Raw genomic sequence first — 16,231 nt, 5'->3', positions numbered from 1 at the left:
CTACGCTGTGCTTCGCGTTAGCTGGAGTTCGCCCCTGTGAATCTTTCCCGGGCCCTTCGGCCCAAGAGAACTGCTCCACGGCGGAGGATGCGTTTGCCTGTCGGTAATTGCTTGACACCTGCTCGAGTTCAAGAGTACTTTGAATCGTAACAATGAAACGATTCAACTTCAGTGTTTTTCACATTGATTCAGTAATCTTCAGGAGAGGTCCAAATGCGAGTGTGCTTCCGCTCTTCAGTGCAGCCAGGACTCAGCGATGAATACCGCCGCCGGCACGCCGCCGTGTGGCCGGAGATGCTGCAGGCACTTAAGGATGCAGGATGGCGCAACTATTCCCTCTTCCTGGGCGCCGACGGACTCCTGATCGGCTATCTGGAATGCGATGACTTTGACGAAGTGAAAGCCAGGATGGCTGTGACCGAGGTCAATAGCCGTTGGCAGGCCGAGATGGCCCTGCTCTTCCAGGACTCTGAGAGGCGGCCCGACGAAGGGTTCCAGGTTCTCGAGGAAGTCTTCAACCTGGACGGCCAGCTGGCTGCCCTTGATATCCAGTAAACACACTTCACCACCGGAAAGAACAACTATGAACGACGTAGCAACGGCGCTGGGCAGGCTCGAGGAGCTTGCTATTGAGGTTCCCTCTTGGGCGTATGGGAATTCGGGGACCCGTTTCCGGGTGTTTGGTACGCCGGGGACTCCGAGGACGATTCAGGAGAAGATCGCTGATGCGGCCATGGTCCATGAGGTGACGGGTCTGGCGCCGACGGTGGCGTTGCATATTCCGTGGGACAGGGTTGCTGATTACGCGGGGTTGAAGGAGTATGCGGCGGGTCTGGGGGTGGGCCTGGGGACGATTAATTCGAACACGTTCCAGGATGATGAGTACAGGTTTGGTTCGCTGACGTCCTCGGATGTGTCGGTGCGGCGGCGGGCGATTGAGCATCATTTTGAGTGCATTGAGATTATGGATGCCACGGGTTCGCGGGATCTGAAGATCTGGCTTGCTGACGGGACGAATTATCCGGGCCAGGATGATCTGCGGGGCCGGCAGGACCGGTTGGCGGAGTCCCTGGCGGAGATTTACGCACGTCTTGGTGAGGACCACAGGCTGGTGCTGGAGTACAAGTTTTTTGAACCGGCGTTTTATCACACGGATGTTCCGGACTGGGGGACCTCGTATGCGCAGGTGCTGGCGTTGGGGGAGAAGGCGTTGGTGTGCCTGGATACTGGCCATCATGCGCCGGGGACGAACATTGAGTTCATTGTGATGCAGTTGCTGCGGCTGGGGAAGCTGGGGTCCTTTGATTTCAATTCCCGTTTTTATGCCGATGATGATCTGATCGTGGGCGCGGCTGATCCGTTCCAGCTGTTCCGGATCATGGTTGAGGTCATCCGCGGGGGAGGGTACGGGAAGGACTCCGGGGTGGCTTTGATGCTGGATCAGTGCCACAACCTGGAGGAGAAGATCCCGGGGCAGATCCGCTCGGTGCTCAACGTGCAGGAGATGACTGCCCGGGCGCTGCTGGTGGACCGCGAAGCCCTCGCGGAGGCGCAGCGGTCCGGGGATGTGCTGGCCGCTAACGGTATCTTCAACGATGCTTTTTACACCGACGTCAGGCCTCTTTTGGCCCAGTGGCGTGAATCCCGCGGGCTTCCCGCGGACCCGCTGGCCGCGTTCAAGGCCAGCGGTTACCAGAAGAAAATCAACGAGGACCGCGTCGGCGGCCAGCAAGCCGGATGGGGCGCGTGAAAACCACTATGCAAAACGCCAGCAACTCTGCCAGCAACAAGACTGTCGAAGACCTGATTTCGCGCTCCAACCGTCTCGGGGCGGACAAGCGCAACACCAACTTTGCCGGCGGGAACACCTCCGCAAAAGGAACTGAAAAGGATCCTGTCACAGGCGAAGACGTCCAGCTCCTCTGGGTCAAAGGATCCGGTGGAGACCTTGGCACCCTGAGGGCCGAAAACCTTGCTGTACTCCGTCTTGATCGCCTCAACGCGCTGAAGAGTGTCTATCCGGGCGTTGAGCGCGAAGACGAGATGGTGGCCGCGTTCGACTACTGCCTCCACGGCAAGGGCGGCGCCGCTCCGTCGATCGATACGGCAATGCACGGTTTGGTGGACGCAGCCCACGTGGACCACCTGCACCCGGATTCAGGGATTGCCGTTGCTACTGCAGCAGATGGTGAGGCACTGACGGCCAAGATCTTCGGCAACAAGGTTGTCTGGGTCCCTTGGCGCCGCCCCGGTTTCCAGCTTGGCCTCGACATTGCCGCCATCAAGGAGGCGAATCCGCAGGCCGTGGGCACCATCCTGGGCGGCCACGGCATCACGGCCTGGGGCGCCACCAGCGAGGAGGCGGAACAGAACTCGCTGTGGATCATTGACCAGGCCGAGAAGTACATCATCGATAACGGCAAGGCCGAGCCCTTCGGCGCCAAACTGCCAGGCTACGGCCCCCTGCCGGACGCGGAGCGGAAGGCCAAGGCGGCTGCCCTCGCACCGGTGATCCGCGGATTGGCCTCCACGGACAAACCGCAACTGGGGCACTTCAGCGATGACGCCGTCGTTCTGGAGTTCCTGGAAAGCGCCGAACATCCGAGGCTCGGAGCGCTGGGTACCTCCTGCCCGGACCATTTCCTGCGCACCAAGGTCAAGCCGCTGATCCTGGACCTGCCTGCTGATGCGTCCATCGAGGATGCCGTGGCGCGGCTCAAGGAGCTGCACACCGGGTACCGCGAGGACTACCAGGCCTACTACGACCGCCACGCGGATGCCGATTCACCAGCCCTGCGCGGTGCTGATCCGGCCATCGTGCTGGTCCCGGGCGTGGGCATGTTCTCCTTCGGGGCCAACAAACAGACCGCACGCGTTGCCGGTGAGTTCTATATCAACGCCATCAATGTGATGCGTGGCGCGGAAGCGATCTCCACCTACGCCCCGATCGAGGAATCCGAGAAGTTCCGGATCGAATACTGGGCGCTTGAGGAAGCCAAGCTGGCCCGCATGCCCAAGCCCAAGTCACACGCCACCCGCATCGCGCTGGTAACAGGGGCGGCGTCGGGCATCGGTAAAGCAATCGCCACCCGGCTTGCCGCCGAAGGGGCCTGCGTCGTTATCGCGGACCTGAACCTCGAAAACGCCCAGGCCGTCGCTGCCGAACTTGGCGGGTCCGACGTCGCCATTGGAGTGCAGGCAGATGTCACCGACGAGGGCCAGGTTGCCGCAGCCATCGACGCCGCCGTGCTGGCCTTCGGCGGAGTTGACCTGGTGGTCAACAACGCCGGGCTCTCCGTCTCCAAGCCGCTGCTGGAAACCACGGAAAAGGACTGGGACCTGCAGCACAACGTGATGGCTAAGGGCTCCTTCCTAGTGGCGAAGGCCGCCGCGAAGGTCATGATCGAGCAGGACATGGGCGGGGACATCATCTACATCTCCTCCAAGAACTCGGTTTTCGCCGGCCCCAACAACATCGCCTACTCGGCTACCAAAGCTGACCAGGCCCACCAGGTACGGCTGCTCGCAGCCGAGCTGGGCGAGTACGGCATCCGCGTCAACGGCATCAATCCCGACGGCGTGGTCCGCGGCTCCGGGATTTTCGCCGGCGGTTGGGGTGCCAAGCGCGCTGCCGTCTATGGCGTGGACGAACAGGAACTGGGCAAATACTACGCACAACGGACCCTGCTCAAGCGAGAAGTCCTCCCCGAGCACGTGGCCAACGCTGCCGCCGTGCTCACCAGCTCCGAACTGTCCCACACCACCGGGCTCCATATCCCCGTGGATGCTGGTGTAGCTGCAGCGTTCCTGCGATGAGTACCAGTCCCGCCAACGGCACCGGGTCCGATGGCCCGGTCGGCACCGGATCCAACGGGGCAGCCTCGGGCGACAACTTGTTTGCGGCCGTCGACATCGGAGCCTCCTCGGGCCGGGTGATCCTGGGAAGCATCACCGGGGGTGCGTCCCGGTTGGAGGTGGTGCACCGCTTTCCGAACGGGGTAGTGGAGTCCGACGGCGGCCTGCGCTGGGACTTCGACGCCCTGTTCGCGGAGGTCCTTAGGGGACTCGCGGCGGCCGGCAAGGCGGCTGCCCAGCGGGGCGCCCGGATAGCCAGCATCGGGATCGACACCTGGGCGGTGGACTACGGACTGGTCGACGCCGCAGGGGAGTTGGTTGCCCAGCCCTACAGCTACCGTGATCCCCGCGGGCAGGGAGCCGTCAACGGCGTCCATAAAGTGCTGGATCCGGCCAGGCTCTACGCCACCACCGGGCTCCAGTTCCTCCCCTTCAACACTGTTTACCAGCTGGCCGCCGAACCATCGTTGGCGGGATTGCAGGCATTGCTGATTCCGGATCTGATCGCCTTCAAGCTCACCGGCCAGCGCCGCACCGAAGTCACCAATGCCTCCACCACCGGACTGTTCGACGCAGTGGCAGGGGAGTGGGCTACCGAGTTCCTCGCCGCATTGCAATTGCCTCCCACACTCTTCCCTCCGCTCATCCAACCGGGCGATACCGTTGGCACGCTGCATCCGCAGATCGCCGAAGCCACAGGTTTGCCCAAGGCGACCCGGGTGGTTGCGGTCGGTTCTCACGACACTGCCTCCGCCGTGGCAGCCGTGCCGGCCAGCGGGGTGGACTTTGCCTATATTTCTTCGGGCACCTGGTCACTGGTAGGCGTTGAGCTGAGCCATCCGGTGCTTACCGAAGCCAGCCGGAACGCCAACTTCACCAACGAACGCGGGGTGGACAACACCATCCGCTACCTCCGGAATGTAGGAGGCCTCTGGCTCCTGAGCGAGTGCCAGCGCACCTGGGCCAAGGAGGGCTATGAGCCCTCCATGGAGGAACTCTTGGACGCCGCGGCGGCGCTGCCCTCGGGTGGCCCGGTGGTCAACGCCGACGATTCGTATTTCATCGCCCCGGAGGACATGCCTGACCGCATCCGATCCGCTGCCCGGGTTACCGGGACCGTGCTTTCGGAGCAGCCGGCCGCGATCGTGCGCTGCATCCTGGACAGCCTCGCCGCGGGCTATGCCCGGACCATTGCTGACGCCGAGCGGCTCTCGGGAACACCGGTGGACGTGGTGCACATTGTGGGGGGCGGGTCCCAGAACCGGTTGCTCTGCCAGCTGACAGCCGACTCCACCGGGAAACCTGTGGTTGCAGGACCCGTTGAGGCGACTGCCTTGGGAAACATCCTCGTTCAGGCGCGTGCTGCGGGAGCGTTGGGCGGAACCCTGACGGAGCTTCGGCAACAGGTTCTGAGGTCGTCGAGGCTGGAAACCTATGAGCCTGCGTTAGCATCGCCCCACGTATAGATCGGATCATTCTTCGCGCAGGGGAAGAATACTCGGTAACCTTGTTGGCCAATTGCCTTGGGACATCGGACCTCTTCCTCCTAGAATGGCAGCCATGCATCCCGACGACGCCTTGGTGTACGACAGTCCTGCCCATCATTGGCTTGAAGCACTCCCCTTGGGAAACGGCTTCCTCGGAGCGATGGTTTTTGGTGGACCACGGCATCATCGGTTCCAAATCAATCACGGGACAGCTTGGTCCGGTTCGCCGCACAGCCAGGAACTGGAACCGCACTTCAGCCGTCAGGAGGCGGACGGCATCCTGGCACGTGTGCGTGAACTCATCGCCAGGGAAAACTACCCCGCCGCCCACGAAGCCCTGAAGGCACTGCAGCACCGGCATTCGCAGACTTTCCTTCCGTTTTCGGACCTGGTGCTGTCACTCAACCCTGTGCACCTCGGCGACGCAGATGGCGGCGATGTGCCTGAGAATTATTCCCGCAGCCTGGATTTGGCGCGTGGGGTGACCAGCACGCGGTACAGGCTTTCGGGCCATGAAGTCAGGGTTGAAGCCTTCATCAGCCACAGCCCATCAGTGTTGGCAATAACGGTGGACACCGAGCTCCCTGGCGGTCTGGAAATTTCGCTGGCACTGGATTCCCCGCTGCTGGTTACCAAGCGCACAGGGAGGATTCGCCACAGCGCGGGAACCCAGTTACTGACAGGCCTTGAGCTCAAGCTGCCAGCCGATGTGGCACCAAGTCACGGCACCGGGGAAATCAAGTATTCGGATGATGATTCGCTCAGTTTGCAAGGGGCAGTCACCGCGCTTTTGGAGCAGGACGGCGTTACCGGCGCCGCTTTCGGCCCCGGTTCTGCTAAAGGTGCGGAAGGCGTTGAAGGTCCGAAAGGTCCGTGGGCAACTGGTGTAAAGCACGCGGTGATTTATGTGAGTGGTGCCACCACCTTCGAGGGGATGGGCCGCCAACCCCAAGGCTCATCTGCACAGGTGGCTGATGCTGTGAGAGCAACTTTGGAGGCCGCCAGGAAGATGGGGCCGGAGTCCCTCCTGCGCCGGCATGAGGAGAGCCATGGCGCGCTGTACAGCTCAACCAGTCTCCGCCTTGGGCCGGGAGACAGGCGCACCGGAGAAGCGGCCGGCACCAACACCGCTCAACGACTGGCCTTGGCGAATTCCCACCCGAAGGGTCCTTTAGCTGCCGATCCAGGGCTGGGAGCGTTGCTCTTCAACTATGGCCGGTATCTGCTGATCTCGAGTTCCAGGCCCGGCGGTACTCCTGCCAACCTGCAGGGAATCTGGAATGACAAGATGCTGCCGCCGTGGAGCTCAAACTTCACCACCAACGTCAACCTCGAGATGAACTATTGGGGAGCGGAGGTGGCTGGCCTGGGCGAGTGTGTGGAGCCGCTCTTTGGATTAGTCGAGGCCCTCCAGGTAACTGGAGCCGCAACCGCCAAGGAGTACTACGGAGCCCGGGGCTGGACCGTCCATCACAATTCGGATATCTGGGGCTACAGCAAACCCGTTGGCCACGGCACCCACTCACCCGAATGGTCTTTCTGGCCCATGGGCGGAGCATGGCTTGTCCGGCATCTGTGGGAGCATCTGCAGTTCGGAGCTGACCGTGACTTCGCCCTCGAACGGGCGTGGCCGGCCATCCGCGGACACGCTGAGTTCCTGTTGGATCTCTTGATCGAATTTCCCGACGGTTCCCTCGGGACAAGTCCTTCCACCTCTCCGGAGAACAGTTTCAAGGCGTCCGGAAACGGGCCGGGGGTACATCGGGCCGGCACAGACAGCGCCGCGACAAACCAGCCTGTAAAGGCTGCTGTGGCCGCTTCCTCCTCCATGGACCTGACCCTGTGCCGGGACGTGCTCGGCATGGTCGAGTCCCTGGCGGTGATGCTCGGGTTGGAGGATGATCTTGTGGTGAAGGAAGCAAGGGCCGCGCTGCCGATGATTCCGCGGCCGGCGCCCGGAGCCAACGGCAGGCTGCGGGAGTGGCTGGCTGAGCCGCCCGAGTGGGAAGAGGAGCACAGGCACATAAGCCATCTCTATCTGGCGTATCCCGGCGACGAACCGCTGGATGCAGAGCTCGAGGCGGCTGTTCGGGCCAGCCTGGACGGCCGCGGTGACGATTCGACGGGGTGGTCCCTGGCCTGGAAAATGGTTATGAGGGCGCGCCTAAGGGAGCCCGAAAAAGTCACCGCCCTGATGCGCCTGTTCTACCGTGGAATGCCGGCGGGCAGGGACGGGTATTCCGGCTTCGGCGGCGGCCTCTATCCCAACCTCTTTGCCGCCCATCCACCGTTCCAGATCGACGGGAACCTTGGATACATCGCGGCTGTCGCGGAGTGCCTTGTTCAGAGCCATCGCGGCGAAATCGAGCTCCTGCCCGCCCTGCCTGTCGAGTTGGCCGATGGTGAGGTATCCGGACTCCGGGCCCGTCCCGGCGTCGCGGTTTCCTTGGCCTGGAAAAGCGGGAAGCTGGAGAGGGCGTCCTTTACATTGCAGCCGGGCTCCCAGCTGCGGACAATAACGGTCAGGTACGGCGGGCGGACCCAGGAAGTTGTACTCGACGCACAACGGGAGACGAAGCTGGACCTGGCCGGCTGGGTACAGGAACAGCAGGATGCCGCTGGATAAGTCCAGCGGCCGACATTTCATGAGCACATGCGACGGGAGATGACGGGCACAATTTAGCGGAATTTTGCCCTGACGGACCCGGCCCGGTTATGGTGTGGCTATGACTAACCGTTGGTATGCGTATTTTTCGTTGGCTCTGGAGGAGCCCGCGTCTAACTGACACGCACCCAACTTTCCTTCAGAGCCAACAGGGCAGAGATCATTCTCTGCCCTTCGCCATTTCTCCGGCGGGTTCTGACCAGGGCCCGCTCCTATCTGGAACAGGACCCCATGAGCACCACAGCAGCCGCCGCCAATCCCCAACATTCCACCTCGAACTTGAGGATCAGCAAGTTCACTGCGCTCCCCACTCCCCACGAGATGATCGCCGAGCTTCCGCTCGACGCGAGGGTGACCGACGTCGTCGGGCGGGGCCGTGATGAAGTCCGCGCTGTCATGGACGGCCTGGACGACCGCCTGCTGGTGATCGTGGGTCCCTGCTCCATTCACGATCCGAAGGCCGGGCTGGAATACGCCCGCAGGCTCGTGAGCCAGGCCGAGAAGCACAAGGAAGACCTGCTTATCGTGATGCGGGCGTACTTTGAAAAGCCGCGGACCACCGTGGGCTGGAAGGGGCTCATCAACGACCCCCACCTGGATGGCAGCCACGACATTGCCACAGGCCTCCGTGCAGCCCGAAGCTTCCTCCAGCAAGTAACAGCCTTGGGGCTCCCAACCGCCACGGAATTCCTCGAGCCCATCAGCCCCCAGTACACGGCAGACCTGGTCTCCTGGGGTGCCATTGGTGCACGCACCACGGAAAGCCAGATCCACCGGCAGTTGGCGTCCGGGCTCTCCATGCCCATCGGCTTCAAGAATGGTACCGACGGCGACCTCCAGGTTGCCGTTGACGCGTGCAGCGCCGCCGGCGCGGCCCAGGCTTTCCTGGGAATTGACGACGACGGCAAAGCTGCTCTCGTGGCGACGGCCGGCAACCCGGACACGCACGTCATTCTCCGTGGCGGCCGCAAGGGCCCCAATTACTCAGCAGCCGACGTCGAAGCCGCTTCTTCCCGTCTTGCAGCGAAGAACCTGAACCCGCGCCTGATTGTGGATGCGAGCCACGCGAACAGCGGGAAAAGCCACCACCGCCAGGCGGAAGTCGCCTTCGAAATCGGTGCCCAGCTGGAGGAGGGCGGCGGCTCCGCAAAGGCCATCGCCGGGGTGATGCTGGAAAGCTTCCTCGTAGGCGGCGCCCAGAACCTGGACGTCACGGATTCCAACGGAACTGCCGAATTGCTTTACGGCCAAAGTGTGACCGACGCCTGCATGGAGTGGGACGTGACGGTGTCCGTGCTCGGGCAGCTTGCCGCTTCGGCCCGGAAACGCAGGATTTCCTTGGCCGAGTAATGGCTACTTGCTAGAGGCGAACGCGTAGTTTCGCCACTACGCCTTTCACATTGGCCCCAACTGCCTCTAGAGTAACTAGCACACGGTTGTTCGATGGCTCAGCATCGCCGCACCCGCAGAATACAGGTTGCCGCAGAATGCTGAGAGCAAAGGAATATGGGAAATGTCCGCAGAGTCGAACTTCTCCAACGCGAAGTTCTTGACCGTGGCCGAAGTGGCTGAGGTCATGCGCGTCTCTAAGATGACCGTTTATCGCCTGGTTCATTCGGGGGATATGCCCGCCGTCCGCTTTGGCCGCTCGTTCCGGGTACCGGAGTCCGCCGTCGAACAGTACCTGAAGCGCGCCGTCGTGGAGGGCCAATCCGAGACGGCGTGAGTCGTCGCCGTCAGTTTGCGCTCCGGATAAGCGGTAGGCTGTTAAGGAACGTTTTACGTCATTGTAAGAATCTGTCAGTTGTACAGTCTGTTGCTTAGTCCACGGACCTTTTCCATCAGACAGGTACGCATCTAGTTTGTAAGGAACTTTCGTGGGTTCAGTTATCAAGAAGCGTCGCAAGCGTATGGCCAAGAAGAAGCACCGCAAGTTGCTTCGTAAGACGCGCCACCAGCGTCGCAATAAGAAGTAGTAATACTTCCAAAGCGTCAATGCCCGTTGCCTTTCGAGGTAGCGGGCATTTTTGCGTCCTTGCTCCTTGGTGCTGCAGCGGTGTGCGGCTCTGCTAGATAGTGGGGCCGCGGAAGCGCGAGAAGCCCTTCCAGAGGCCGTAGACGGCGCCGCAGACCGTGGCTGCCTTCAGGCCGAGCGTTGCTGCGCGGCGTCCGGAGCGGAAATCGTAGACCGGCCAGTTGTTCTCCCGGGCATGCCGGCGGAGGCGTGCATCGGGGTTGATGGCCACGGGATGCCCCACCATGCTGAGCAACGGGATGTCATTGTGGGAGTCGCTGTAGGCCCAGCACCTCTTGAGCTCCAGGCCTTCCTCGTCGGCGATGGCCTGCACTGCCACGGCCTTGGCTGCCCCGTGGAGGATCTCGCCCACCAGTTTGCCCGTATAGACGCCGTCCTTGATTTCTCCGACCGTGCCAAGGGCCCCGGTCAGTCCGAGGCGGGTCGATATAACGGTGGCTACTTCGATGGGAGTTGCCGTTACCAGCCAGACTTTCCTGCCAACCCGAAGGTGCTGCTGGGCCAGGGCCTTGGCTCCGGGCCAGATCCTGGACGCGATCATCTCGTCAAAGACCTCTTCGCCCAGGACCTTGATGTCCTCGACCGTGATGCCGGCCGCAAGCAGAAGGGCTGAATCGCGGACGGCGTGGACGTCGTCGAGGTTCTCCCCGCGAATCACAAACTTGAACTGCTTCCACGCGAAACCAGCAGCCTGGGTCAGCGTGAACGTCCCCCGCTGATGCATTTTCCGTGCCACGTGGAACAGGCTGGCACCCTTCATCAGGGTGTTATCGACGTCGAAGAAGGCGGCCTCGCCGTGTTGCTGGGTGGCAACCGGGCGGCGGGCCACAGCAACGTACTTCTCCTCGGGCATGCCACGAGTCTAGTCAATGCTCGGCATCGCCGCCGCCTGTGGCGTTCTGTTGCTGTGCGAGCGGGATACCTGAGGGCGGTTCAGGCCAGTGGCGTCGACGACGGCGGACAGCCCGGCTACCGTGGAACCATGGCAAAACCAGACGTCCTCCTGCTCACCAAAGCAAACTGCCATCTCTGCAGTGCCGCGCGCGACGCCGTCGACCGCGTCACTGCCGGACTGGGACTGGAGTGGCGGGAACAGTTGGTGGACAAAGACGCGGAGCTCCGTGAGCGCTACGCCGAAGAGATTCCGGTGGTGGTGGTCGACGGGATCCAGCGGGACTTCTGGAAGATCGACGAGGCCCGGCTGACGAGGGTTCTACAGGAAGCCATGGCGAAGTAGGCCTCGGCCCGAGCCCGGATGACGTCGTTCCGCTTTTGTTGACACAAGTCGTGGGGCCCTAGAGTGGACTCACAACGCGACGCAATGGAGCAGATGTGACTTCGCTCGATTCATCCCCGGAAGCAGTCCGCGGGGATTCCGGAACCGCTGCAAAGCAGATTCCGCCCGCAGCCGTGGCACGGCTCACCCTCTATTTGCGCGCCCTGACCACCATGCTTGCCGAAGGCGTGGACAGGGTATCCTCGGAATCACTTGCCGAAGCCTCGGGCGTGAGCTCAGCTACCCTGCGCAAAGACCTCTCGCATGTGGGTTCCTACGGGACCCGCGGCGTGGGCTACGAGGTTCAGTACCTGAGCCGGCACATTTCTGCGGCCCTCGGTCTCACCAAGGACTGGAAAGTCGCTATCGTCGGTGCCGGTAACCTCGGGAAAGCCCTGGCAAGGTATGGCGGATTCGAATCGCGGGGCTTTGATGTCGTGGCCATTTTCGACGCCGACCAGATGATCGTAGGCAACGAAGTGGGATGGCTGCGTGTGAGTGACGCTGCCGACATGGAAGCGGTGCTCCAGCGGACGGGAGCGAACATGGTGGTCCTGGCGCTGCCTGCCGCCGTAGCCCAAAGTGTGTGTGACAGGGTGGTGGCAGCCGGCGTGAGGAGCATTCTGAGCTTCGCCCCCGTGATGCTGCAGGTTCCGCCCGGAGTAAACCTGCGCAAGGTAGACATGGCCACGGAACTGCAGATTCTGGCCTACCACGCACAAAGGACGCAGGCCCCGGAAGAGCTGGAGTAAGTTACTCTGCTCCGCCGGGCCTGCGCCCTCAGCATGGATCTATGTGGCCCTGGCTCCTAGCGGCCGTATGACTTTATGTGGCCCTGAGTTCTAGCGGCCGTACGGCTGGGAGTAAGGATTGGCGAACGGCTGCTGCTTCTGGAAGTACGGCGAATTGGCCGGCAAGTACAGGAGTACGATGCCCGCGACTCCCATCAGAATGACGAGGATCTGCAGCACGCCGTACGTAGGACCCATGCTGAAGACGCTGAAGAGTCCAAACACCGAGATGCCCGCGAAGACAGTACCCAGGATGCGTGCCCAGTTCTTTCCGTTGCGTACAGGAAAGGCCACGAGGGCGTAGAGTCCCAGGGAGATGAGACCGCCCACGATGCTGGCACCTACCATCATTCCCTGCATTCCCTCAATGGTGCCGGGGGGCAGTTCCGTGCCCTGCAGCTGGGCCTGTTCCTGCATCATTTGGGTGAAGAAATCTCCACCCGAGAATGCCAACACCATGGCACTGATGAACGACAGCACACCGGCGCCGATGATCAGCCAAAAGGCGAGGTCCACCTGCGGGGGCCGGTTGCTGTTTCCGGCAGATGGAAGCTCGGAAGGGTACTGCGAGTACGGTGACTGACCGTAAGGCGACTGGCCATAGGGAGACTGGCCTTGCTGGGGCTGGCCGAACTGCTGCTGCGGCGGGTTCTGGCCGTATTGTGGCGCCCCGTACTGCGGCTGTTGGGGAGCGTTCTGGCCATACTGGGGTGCCCCATACTGTGGGTGCTGAGGAGCATTCTGGCCGTACTGGGGCGCCCCGTACTGCGGCTGCTGGGGAGCGTTCTGGCCGTACTGCGGAGCGTTTTGCCCGTACTGGGGCTGCTGCGGATTGTTCTGATCGTACTGCGGCGCGTTCTTGCCGCCAGACTCAGGCTCGTCCTGGTTGGCGGGAGGGACTGGGGGAGTGCTCATGTTCGATCCTTCATGTGTCGACTTCGAAAATCGGCTACCGGGATCAGTGTGATGCCCCTGCCCCCAGCATGGTCTTGCTTCCACCGTACAACGCTTGGTGCGGCATGTGGATCATTCGCAAGAGGTATTCCTGTTGGATTTGGAAGGCCGCGGCAGGGAGCTTCCCAGCCGCGGCCTTCAATGCTTAACTAACCCGATGGGACGTGGTTACGTCCCTAGTTTTGCTGTATCAGCCCTTGAAGTGTTGCTGGGACTGGGGCAGCCACATCATGACGGCTGCCGCGATAGTTACTGCCGTCCCGATCAAGCTCAGGCCTCCGGTGAACAACGTGAAGGGGAGCGCCAAAACCGACAAGCCACCCAAAATCGTCAGGACCAGCCTGGCCCAACGGGCACCTTCCTTGAGCCGGATGGCAATGAAGATGTAGACGGCGGCCCAAATCAGGCTGAAGATCAGTCCGACACCAGCAAAGCCACCTGCGGCACCGACCATGGCCACGAGGCTAGCCACAACACCGAGCACAGCTGCGCCAATCCAGAGCCAATAGGAAATAACCAGTTGCTGGGGTACACCCTGGGTGTTAGTCACGCGCTCTTTGATGTTGTTGAAATCCAATGCAAGCGTGTTGCGGGCGGGGGCGGCGTAGCCGAGGCCTGCTGGTGGTGCGTTGTTGGCAGCTCCGGCGGGGGCGCCATAACCAGGCTGCCCGGGCGCCTGGTAGCCGTCTGGCGTCTGGTAGTTGCCGGCCGGATATCCCTGGGGCGGCTGCTGGCCCTGCGGTGTCTGATAGGACGGGGGCTGTTGGTAAGGGGTGGGCGGAACATTGCCGTCAGACGGCTGGCTGCCGGGTTGTTCCGGCTGAGGGGCATCACTTGGGTTGGTCATGGCTTTCACTGTAGACGGCGGGTCCCCTGTTATCTAGGCAACTTTGGGCTAACTCGCCGTAAATAGCCAAGAATTTACAATCGTTGTACGAAGAGCCTGCCGAGCTACAGCTGTCCGGCCGGAAACGCCATCAGGACGCTTGGTCTTTGGTGGACCCTTAAACTCCGCGCCCCTGTCCCAGACTAGCTGGAACAGGGGTGCAGGTCATGAAATATGCCCGCCGAAGCGGAGGCGTGGAATCAGCGGAGCGATGTCCGCTGAGCAGCTTCGGCCTGCTAGGCAGCCGGAGCGATGAAGGCCAGCTCAAGGTTGATGGCAACCTTGTCGCTGACCAGGACACCGCCGGCTTCGAGGACTGCGTTCCAGGTGAGGCCGAAGTCCTTGCGGCTGATGGTGGTTTCAGCAGAGACGCCTGCCCGGGTGTTGCCGAACGGGTCAACGGCTGCTCCGTTGAATTCGGTCTCGAGGGCAACCGAACGGGTGACTCCCTTGATGGTGAGATCGCCCTGCAGCTCATAGCCGTCACCCTTAGGCACAATGCCGTTGGAGACGAAGGAGATCTCCGGGAACTTCTCGACGTCGAAAAAGTCTTCGCCGCGGACGTGGCCGTCACGGTTGACGTCGCCGGAGTCGAAGCTGGCGGTCTGGATAGTCGCATTGACCTTGGAATCTGCGACATTGTCTGCCAGATCGAGGGTGGCCGTAGCTTCCTTGAACTGGCCGCGGACCTTGCTGATGCCTGCGTGGCGTACGGTAAACCCGATTTCGCTGTGCGAGGAGTCGAGGGTCCAGGTGCCGGTGGTGAGGTTGGTGGGAAGTGACATTTTAGTTCTCCTTGTTATGCGAAGTTCGGGTTGAAGGCCATCTCGTCATTAGTTGAACCATCATCTGTTGAAGCCTCAACTAATCGCTTCACCCAGTATAAACATGCATTTGCATCTTTTATTCCGATTGGGCGGAACTTTTTTTCGGGGCCCCTAGTTCTACTTCTTGTAGAAGATTTCAGATCGCCCGTCATCTTTGAGAAACTTGTATACATGCCCCAAACCACCGTTCATTTGCTTCGCCATGGCGAAGTCCACAATCCCGCCGGAGTCCTCTATGGACGCCTGCCCGAGTTTCATCTCTCGGAGCTTGGACGGGAGATGGCGCGCACCCTGGCGGAGCACTTCCGTGAGCGGGCTTCGCATGGGGCAAATATCGTCTACCTTGCTGCGTCACCGCTGACCCGGGCCCAGGAAACGGCGCTCCCGATTTCCGAGGCGCTCAGGCTGGACATCGCCGTCGAAGAACGCATCGTCGAAGCCGAAAACTACTTTGAAGGCATGAAGGTCACTAAGGCCGAGCTCCGCAGGCCGAGGCACTGGCCGCGCCTTGTCAATCCTTTCCGCCCTTCCTGGGGTGAGCCGTACAAAGAGCAGGCCAACCGCGTGATGGCTGCAGTCCAGGATGCCCGGCTCAAGGCACTGGAACTGGGCGGCGACGGCGCGGAGGCCATTTTGGTGGCACACCAGCTTCCCATCTGGGCCACCAGGCTCAGCGCAGAAGGCAAGCCGCTCTGGCATGATCCGCGGAAGCGTGAGTGCACCCTGACCTCCCTGACCTCCCTGGTTTTTGACCACGACGGCGCACTGGTGCGCGTCGACTACACCGAGCCCGCCGCAGCACTCCTTCCGGGTGCCTCCAACACCCCTGGAGCCTGAGCATGCAAGGCACCAATCCCAACACCTCACGCCGCAGCGTCCTGGCTGCCGGCGGTGCTGCACTGGCCGCGCTCACGCTGGGCCTGTCTTCTTGTGCCCAAGAGGACGCCCTGGCCAAGCAGGCTAAGGCAGGGGACAACAAGAACTACGTTGCGGGGGATGGCTCCGTCACAGAGTTCGCGGCCACTGATCGCAAAGCAGCGGTGGGTATCAAGGGGGCCTTGTTCGATGGCACCACCATTGAACCGGCGGATTTCCAGGGCAAGGTCACTGTGCTCAACTTCTGGTTCGCAGCGTGCGCCCCATGCCGTGTGGAAGCGCCGTTGCTGGAAGAACTGCACCAGGAGTTCAAAGATCAGGCTGTGCAGTTCTACGGCGTCAACCTGAGGGACGAAAAAGCGACGGCAGAGGCGTTCGATAAAACATTCGGCCTGACCTACCCCAGCTTCAACGATAAGGATGGCGGAGTCCTGCTGGCCGTTTCCGGCCTGGTTCCGCCTGGGGCTGTTCCCACCACGCTCGTCCTGGACAAGGCTGGCAGGGTGGCTTCCCGCGTCCTCGGGGAAATCGAAAAAGGCACCCTGAAGGCCCTCATCGCCGCGGCCGTGGCTGAGTAGC

Annotated in this window: 16 protein-coding genes; 12 read left to right on the top strand and 4 right to left on the bottom strand. The window is 61.9% G+C overall.

Annotated features, from left to right (window positions below; all coding sequences use genetic code 11):
* The first annotated feature begins 213 nt into the window (after positions 1-213).
* The 8 genes from M1D88_RS16545 (at position 214) to M1D88_RS16510 (ending at position 9,983) form a co-directional block, all read left to right on the top strand.
* Positions 214-555: an L-rhamnose mutarotase gene (locus M1D88_RS16545; protein ID WP_458111829.1), complete on the top strand. Its 342-nt coding sequence runs from the start codon at positions 214-216 to the stop codon at positions 553-555.
* Positions 556-583: 28 nt separating this feature from the next.
* Positions 584-1,750 (top strand): L-rhamnose isomerase, encoded by a 1,167-nt coding sequence (gene rhaI, locus M1D88_RS16540; protein ID WP_458111828.1) that lies wholly within the window; start codon positions 584-586, stop codon positions 1,748-1,750.
* An 8-nt stretch (positions 1,751-1,758) separates the two neighbouring features.
* Positions 1,759-3,816 carry a bifunctional aldolase/short-chain dehydrogenase gene (locus tag M1D88_RS16535; protein WP_458114556.1) on the top strand — a complete coding sequence of 686 codons (2,058 nt, stop codon included), beginning with the start codon at positions 1,759-1,761 and terminating at the stop codon, positions 3,814-3,816.
* Positions 3,813-5,321, top strand: coding sequence for a rhamnulokinase (locus tag M1D88_RS16530; RefSeq protein WP_458111827.1), 1,509 nt, complete (start codon positions 3,813-3,815; stop codon positions 5,319-5,321). The genes M1D88_RS16535 and M1D88_RS16530 overlap by 4 nt, the downstream gene beginning before the upstream one ends.
* A 94-nt stretch (positions 5,322-5,415) precedes the next feature.
* Complete coding sequence (locus M1D88_RS16525) at positions 5,416-7,968, top strand: glycoside hydrolase family 95 protein (protein WP_458111826.1); 2,553 nt, start codon at positions 5,416-5,418, stop codon at positions 7,966-7,968.
* A gap of 270 nt (positions 7,969-8,238) precedes the next feature.
* Positions 8,239-9,357 carry a 3-deoxy-7-phosphoheptulonate synthase gene (locus tag M1D88_RS16520; RefSeq protein WP_458111825.1) on the top strand — a complete coding sequence of 373 codons (1,119 nt, stop codon included), beginning with the start codon at positions 8,239-8,241 and terminating at the stop codon, positions 9,355-9,357.
* A gap of 163 nt (positions 9,358-9,520) precedes the next feature.
* Positions 9,521-9,733 carry a helix-turn-helix domain-containing protein gene (locus M1D88_RS16515; RefSeq protein ID WP_247042322.1) on the top strand — a complete coding sequence of 71 codons (213 nt, stop codon included), beginning with the start codon at positions 9,521-9,523 and terminating at the stop codon, positions 9,731-9,733.
* 151 nt (positions 9,734-9,884) lie between these two features.
* Positions 9,885-9,983, top strand: a complete 99-nt coding sequence (locus M1D88_RS16510) for a 30S ribosomal protein bS22 (RefSeq protein WP_003792170.1) — start codon at positions 9,885-9,887, stop codon at positions 9,981-9,983.
* Between the two features lie 93 nt (positions 9,984-10,076).
* On the opposite strand, the gene M1D88_RS16505 is transcribed toward M1D88_RS16510, so the two are convergent.
* On the bottom strand, positions 10,077-10,895 hold the full coding sequence (locus M1D88_RS16505; protein ID WP_458111824.1) for an HAD family hydrolase: 819 nt from the start codon (positions 10,893-10,895) through the stop codon (positions 10,077-10,079).
* Positions 10,896-11,024: 129 nt separating this feature from the next.
* Between M1D88_RS16505 and M1D88_RS16500 the strand changes: the two genes are divergently transcribed.
* Positions 11,025-11,279 (top strand): glutaredoxin family protein, encoded by a 255-nt coding sequence (locus M1D88_RS16500; protein WP_458111823.1) that lies wholly within the window; start codon positions 11,025-11,027, stop codon positions 11,277-11,279.
* 95 nt (positions 11,280-11,374) lie between these two features.
* Entirely contained in the window at positions 11,375-12,070 is a 696-nt protein-coding gene (locus M1D88_RS16495) for a redox-sensing transcriptional repressor Rex (protein WP_247042317.1), read from the top strand.
* 90 nt (positions 12,071-12,160) lie between these two features.
* Here the strand turns inward: M1D88_RS16495 and M1D88_RS16490 are convergent, their stop codons facing one another.
* From M1D88_RS16490 to M1D88_RS16480, 3 genes are all read right to left on the bottom strand, one after another.
* Positions 12,161-13,024, bottom strand: a complete 864-nt coding sequence (locus tag M1D88_RS16490; protein WP_458111822.1) for a hypothetical protein — start codon at positions 13,022-13,024, stop codon at positions 12,161-12,163.
* 229 nt (positions 13,025-13,253) lie between these two features.
* On the bottom strand, positions 13,254-13,910 hold the full coding sequence (locus M1D88_RS16485) for a hypothetical protein (protein WP_458111821.1): 657 nt from the start codon (positions 13,908-13,910) through the stop codon (positions 13,254-13,256).
* 275 nt (positions 13,911-14,185) lie between these two features.
* Positions 14,186-14,734 carry a YceI family protein gene (locus M1D88_RS16480; protein ID WP_458111820.1) on the bottom strand — a complete coding sequence of 183 codons (549 nt, stop codon included), beginning with the start codon at positions 14,732-14,734 and terminating at the stop codon, positions 14,186-14,188.
* A gap of 213 nt (positions 14,735-14,947) precedes the next feature.
* On the opposite strand from M1D88_RS16480, the gene M1D88_RS16475 reads away from it, so the two are divergent.
* Together M1D88_RS16475 and M1D88_RS16470 are read left to right on the top strand one after the other, a co-directional pair.
* A complete protein-coding gene (locus tag M1D88_RS16475) occupies positions 14,948-15,613 on the top strand; it encodes a histidine phosphatase family protein (protein WP_458111819.1) in 666 nt (221 codons plus the stop codon).
* A gap of 2 nt (positions 15,614-15,615) precedes the next feature.
* Positions 15,616-16,230 carry a TlpA family protein disulfide reductase gene (locus M1D88_RS16470; RefSeq protein WP_458111818.1) on the top strand — a complete coding sequence of 205 codons (615 nt, stop codon included), beginning with the start codon at positions 15,616-15,618 and terminating at the stop codon, positions 16,228-16,230.
* Position 16,231: the final 1 nt, after the last annotated feature.

Source organism: Arthrobacter sp. R1-13, from assembly GCF_054161475.1.
This window is presented reverse-complemented; position numbering and strand designations above follow the sequence as displayed.

Bases quoted from the DNA above. Each gene is read 5' to 3' on its own strand.
- M1D88_RS16545 (WP_458111829.1), top strand. From the start codon at position 214: ATGCGAGTGTGCTTCCGCTCTTCAGTGCAGCCAGGACTCAGCGATGAA.
- M1D88_RS16490 (WP_458111822.1), bottom strand. From the start codon at position 13,024: ATGAGCACTCCCCCAGTCCCTCCCGCCAACCAGGACGAGCCTGAGTCT.
- M1D88_RS16505 (WP_458111824.1), bottom strand. From the start codon at position 10,895: ATGCCCGAGGAGAAGTACGTTGCTGTGGCCCGCCGCCCGGTTGCCACC.
- M1D88_RS16535 (WP_458114556.1), top strand. From the start codon at position 1,759: ATGCAAAACGCCAGCAACTCTGCCAGCAACAAGACTGTCGAAGACCTG.
- M1D88_RS16485 (WP_458111821.1), bottom strand. From the start codon at position 13,910: ATGACCAACCCAAGTGATGCCCCTCAGCCGGAACAACCCGGCAGCCAG.
- M1D88_RS16470 (WP_458111818.1), top strand. From the start codon at position 15,616: ATGCAAGGCACCAATCCCAACACCTCACGCCGCAGCGTCCTGGCTGCC.
- rhaI (WP_458111828.1), top strand. From the start codon at position 584: ATGAACGACGTAGCAACGGCGCTGGGCAGGCTCGAGGAGCTTGCTATT.
- M1D88_RS16475 (WP_458111819.1), top strand. From the start codon at position 14,948: ATGCCCCAAACCACCGTTCATTTGCTTCGCCATGGCGAAGTCCACAAT.
- M1D88_RS16530 (WP_458111827.1), top strand. From the start codon at position 3,813: ATGAGTACCAGTCCCGCCAACGGCACCGGGTCCGATGGCCCGGTCGGC.
- M1D88_RS16480 (WP_458111820.1), bottom strand. From the start codon at position 14,734: ATGTCACTTCCCACCAACCTCACCACCGGCACCTGGACCCTCGACTCC.
- M1D88_RS16525 (WP_458111826.1), top strand. From the start codon at position 5,416: ATGCATCCCGACGACGCCTTGGTGTACGACAGTCCTGCCCATCATTGG.
- M1D88_RS16520 (WP_458111825.1), top strand. From the start codon at position 8,239: ATGAGCACCACAGCAGCCGCCGCCAATCCCCAACATTCCACCTCGAAC.
- M1D88_RS16500 (WP_458111823.1), top strand. From the start codon at position 11,025: ATGGCAAAACCAGACGTCCTCCTGCTCACCAAAGCAAACTGCCATCTC.
- M1D88_RS16515 (WP_247042322.1), top strand. From the start codon at position 9,521: ATGTCCGCAGAGTCGAACTTCTCCAACGCGAAGTTCTTGACCGTGGCC.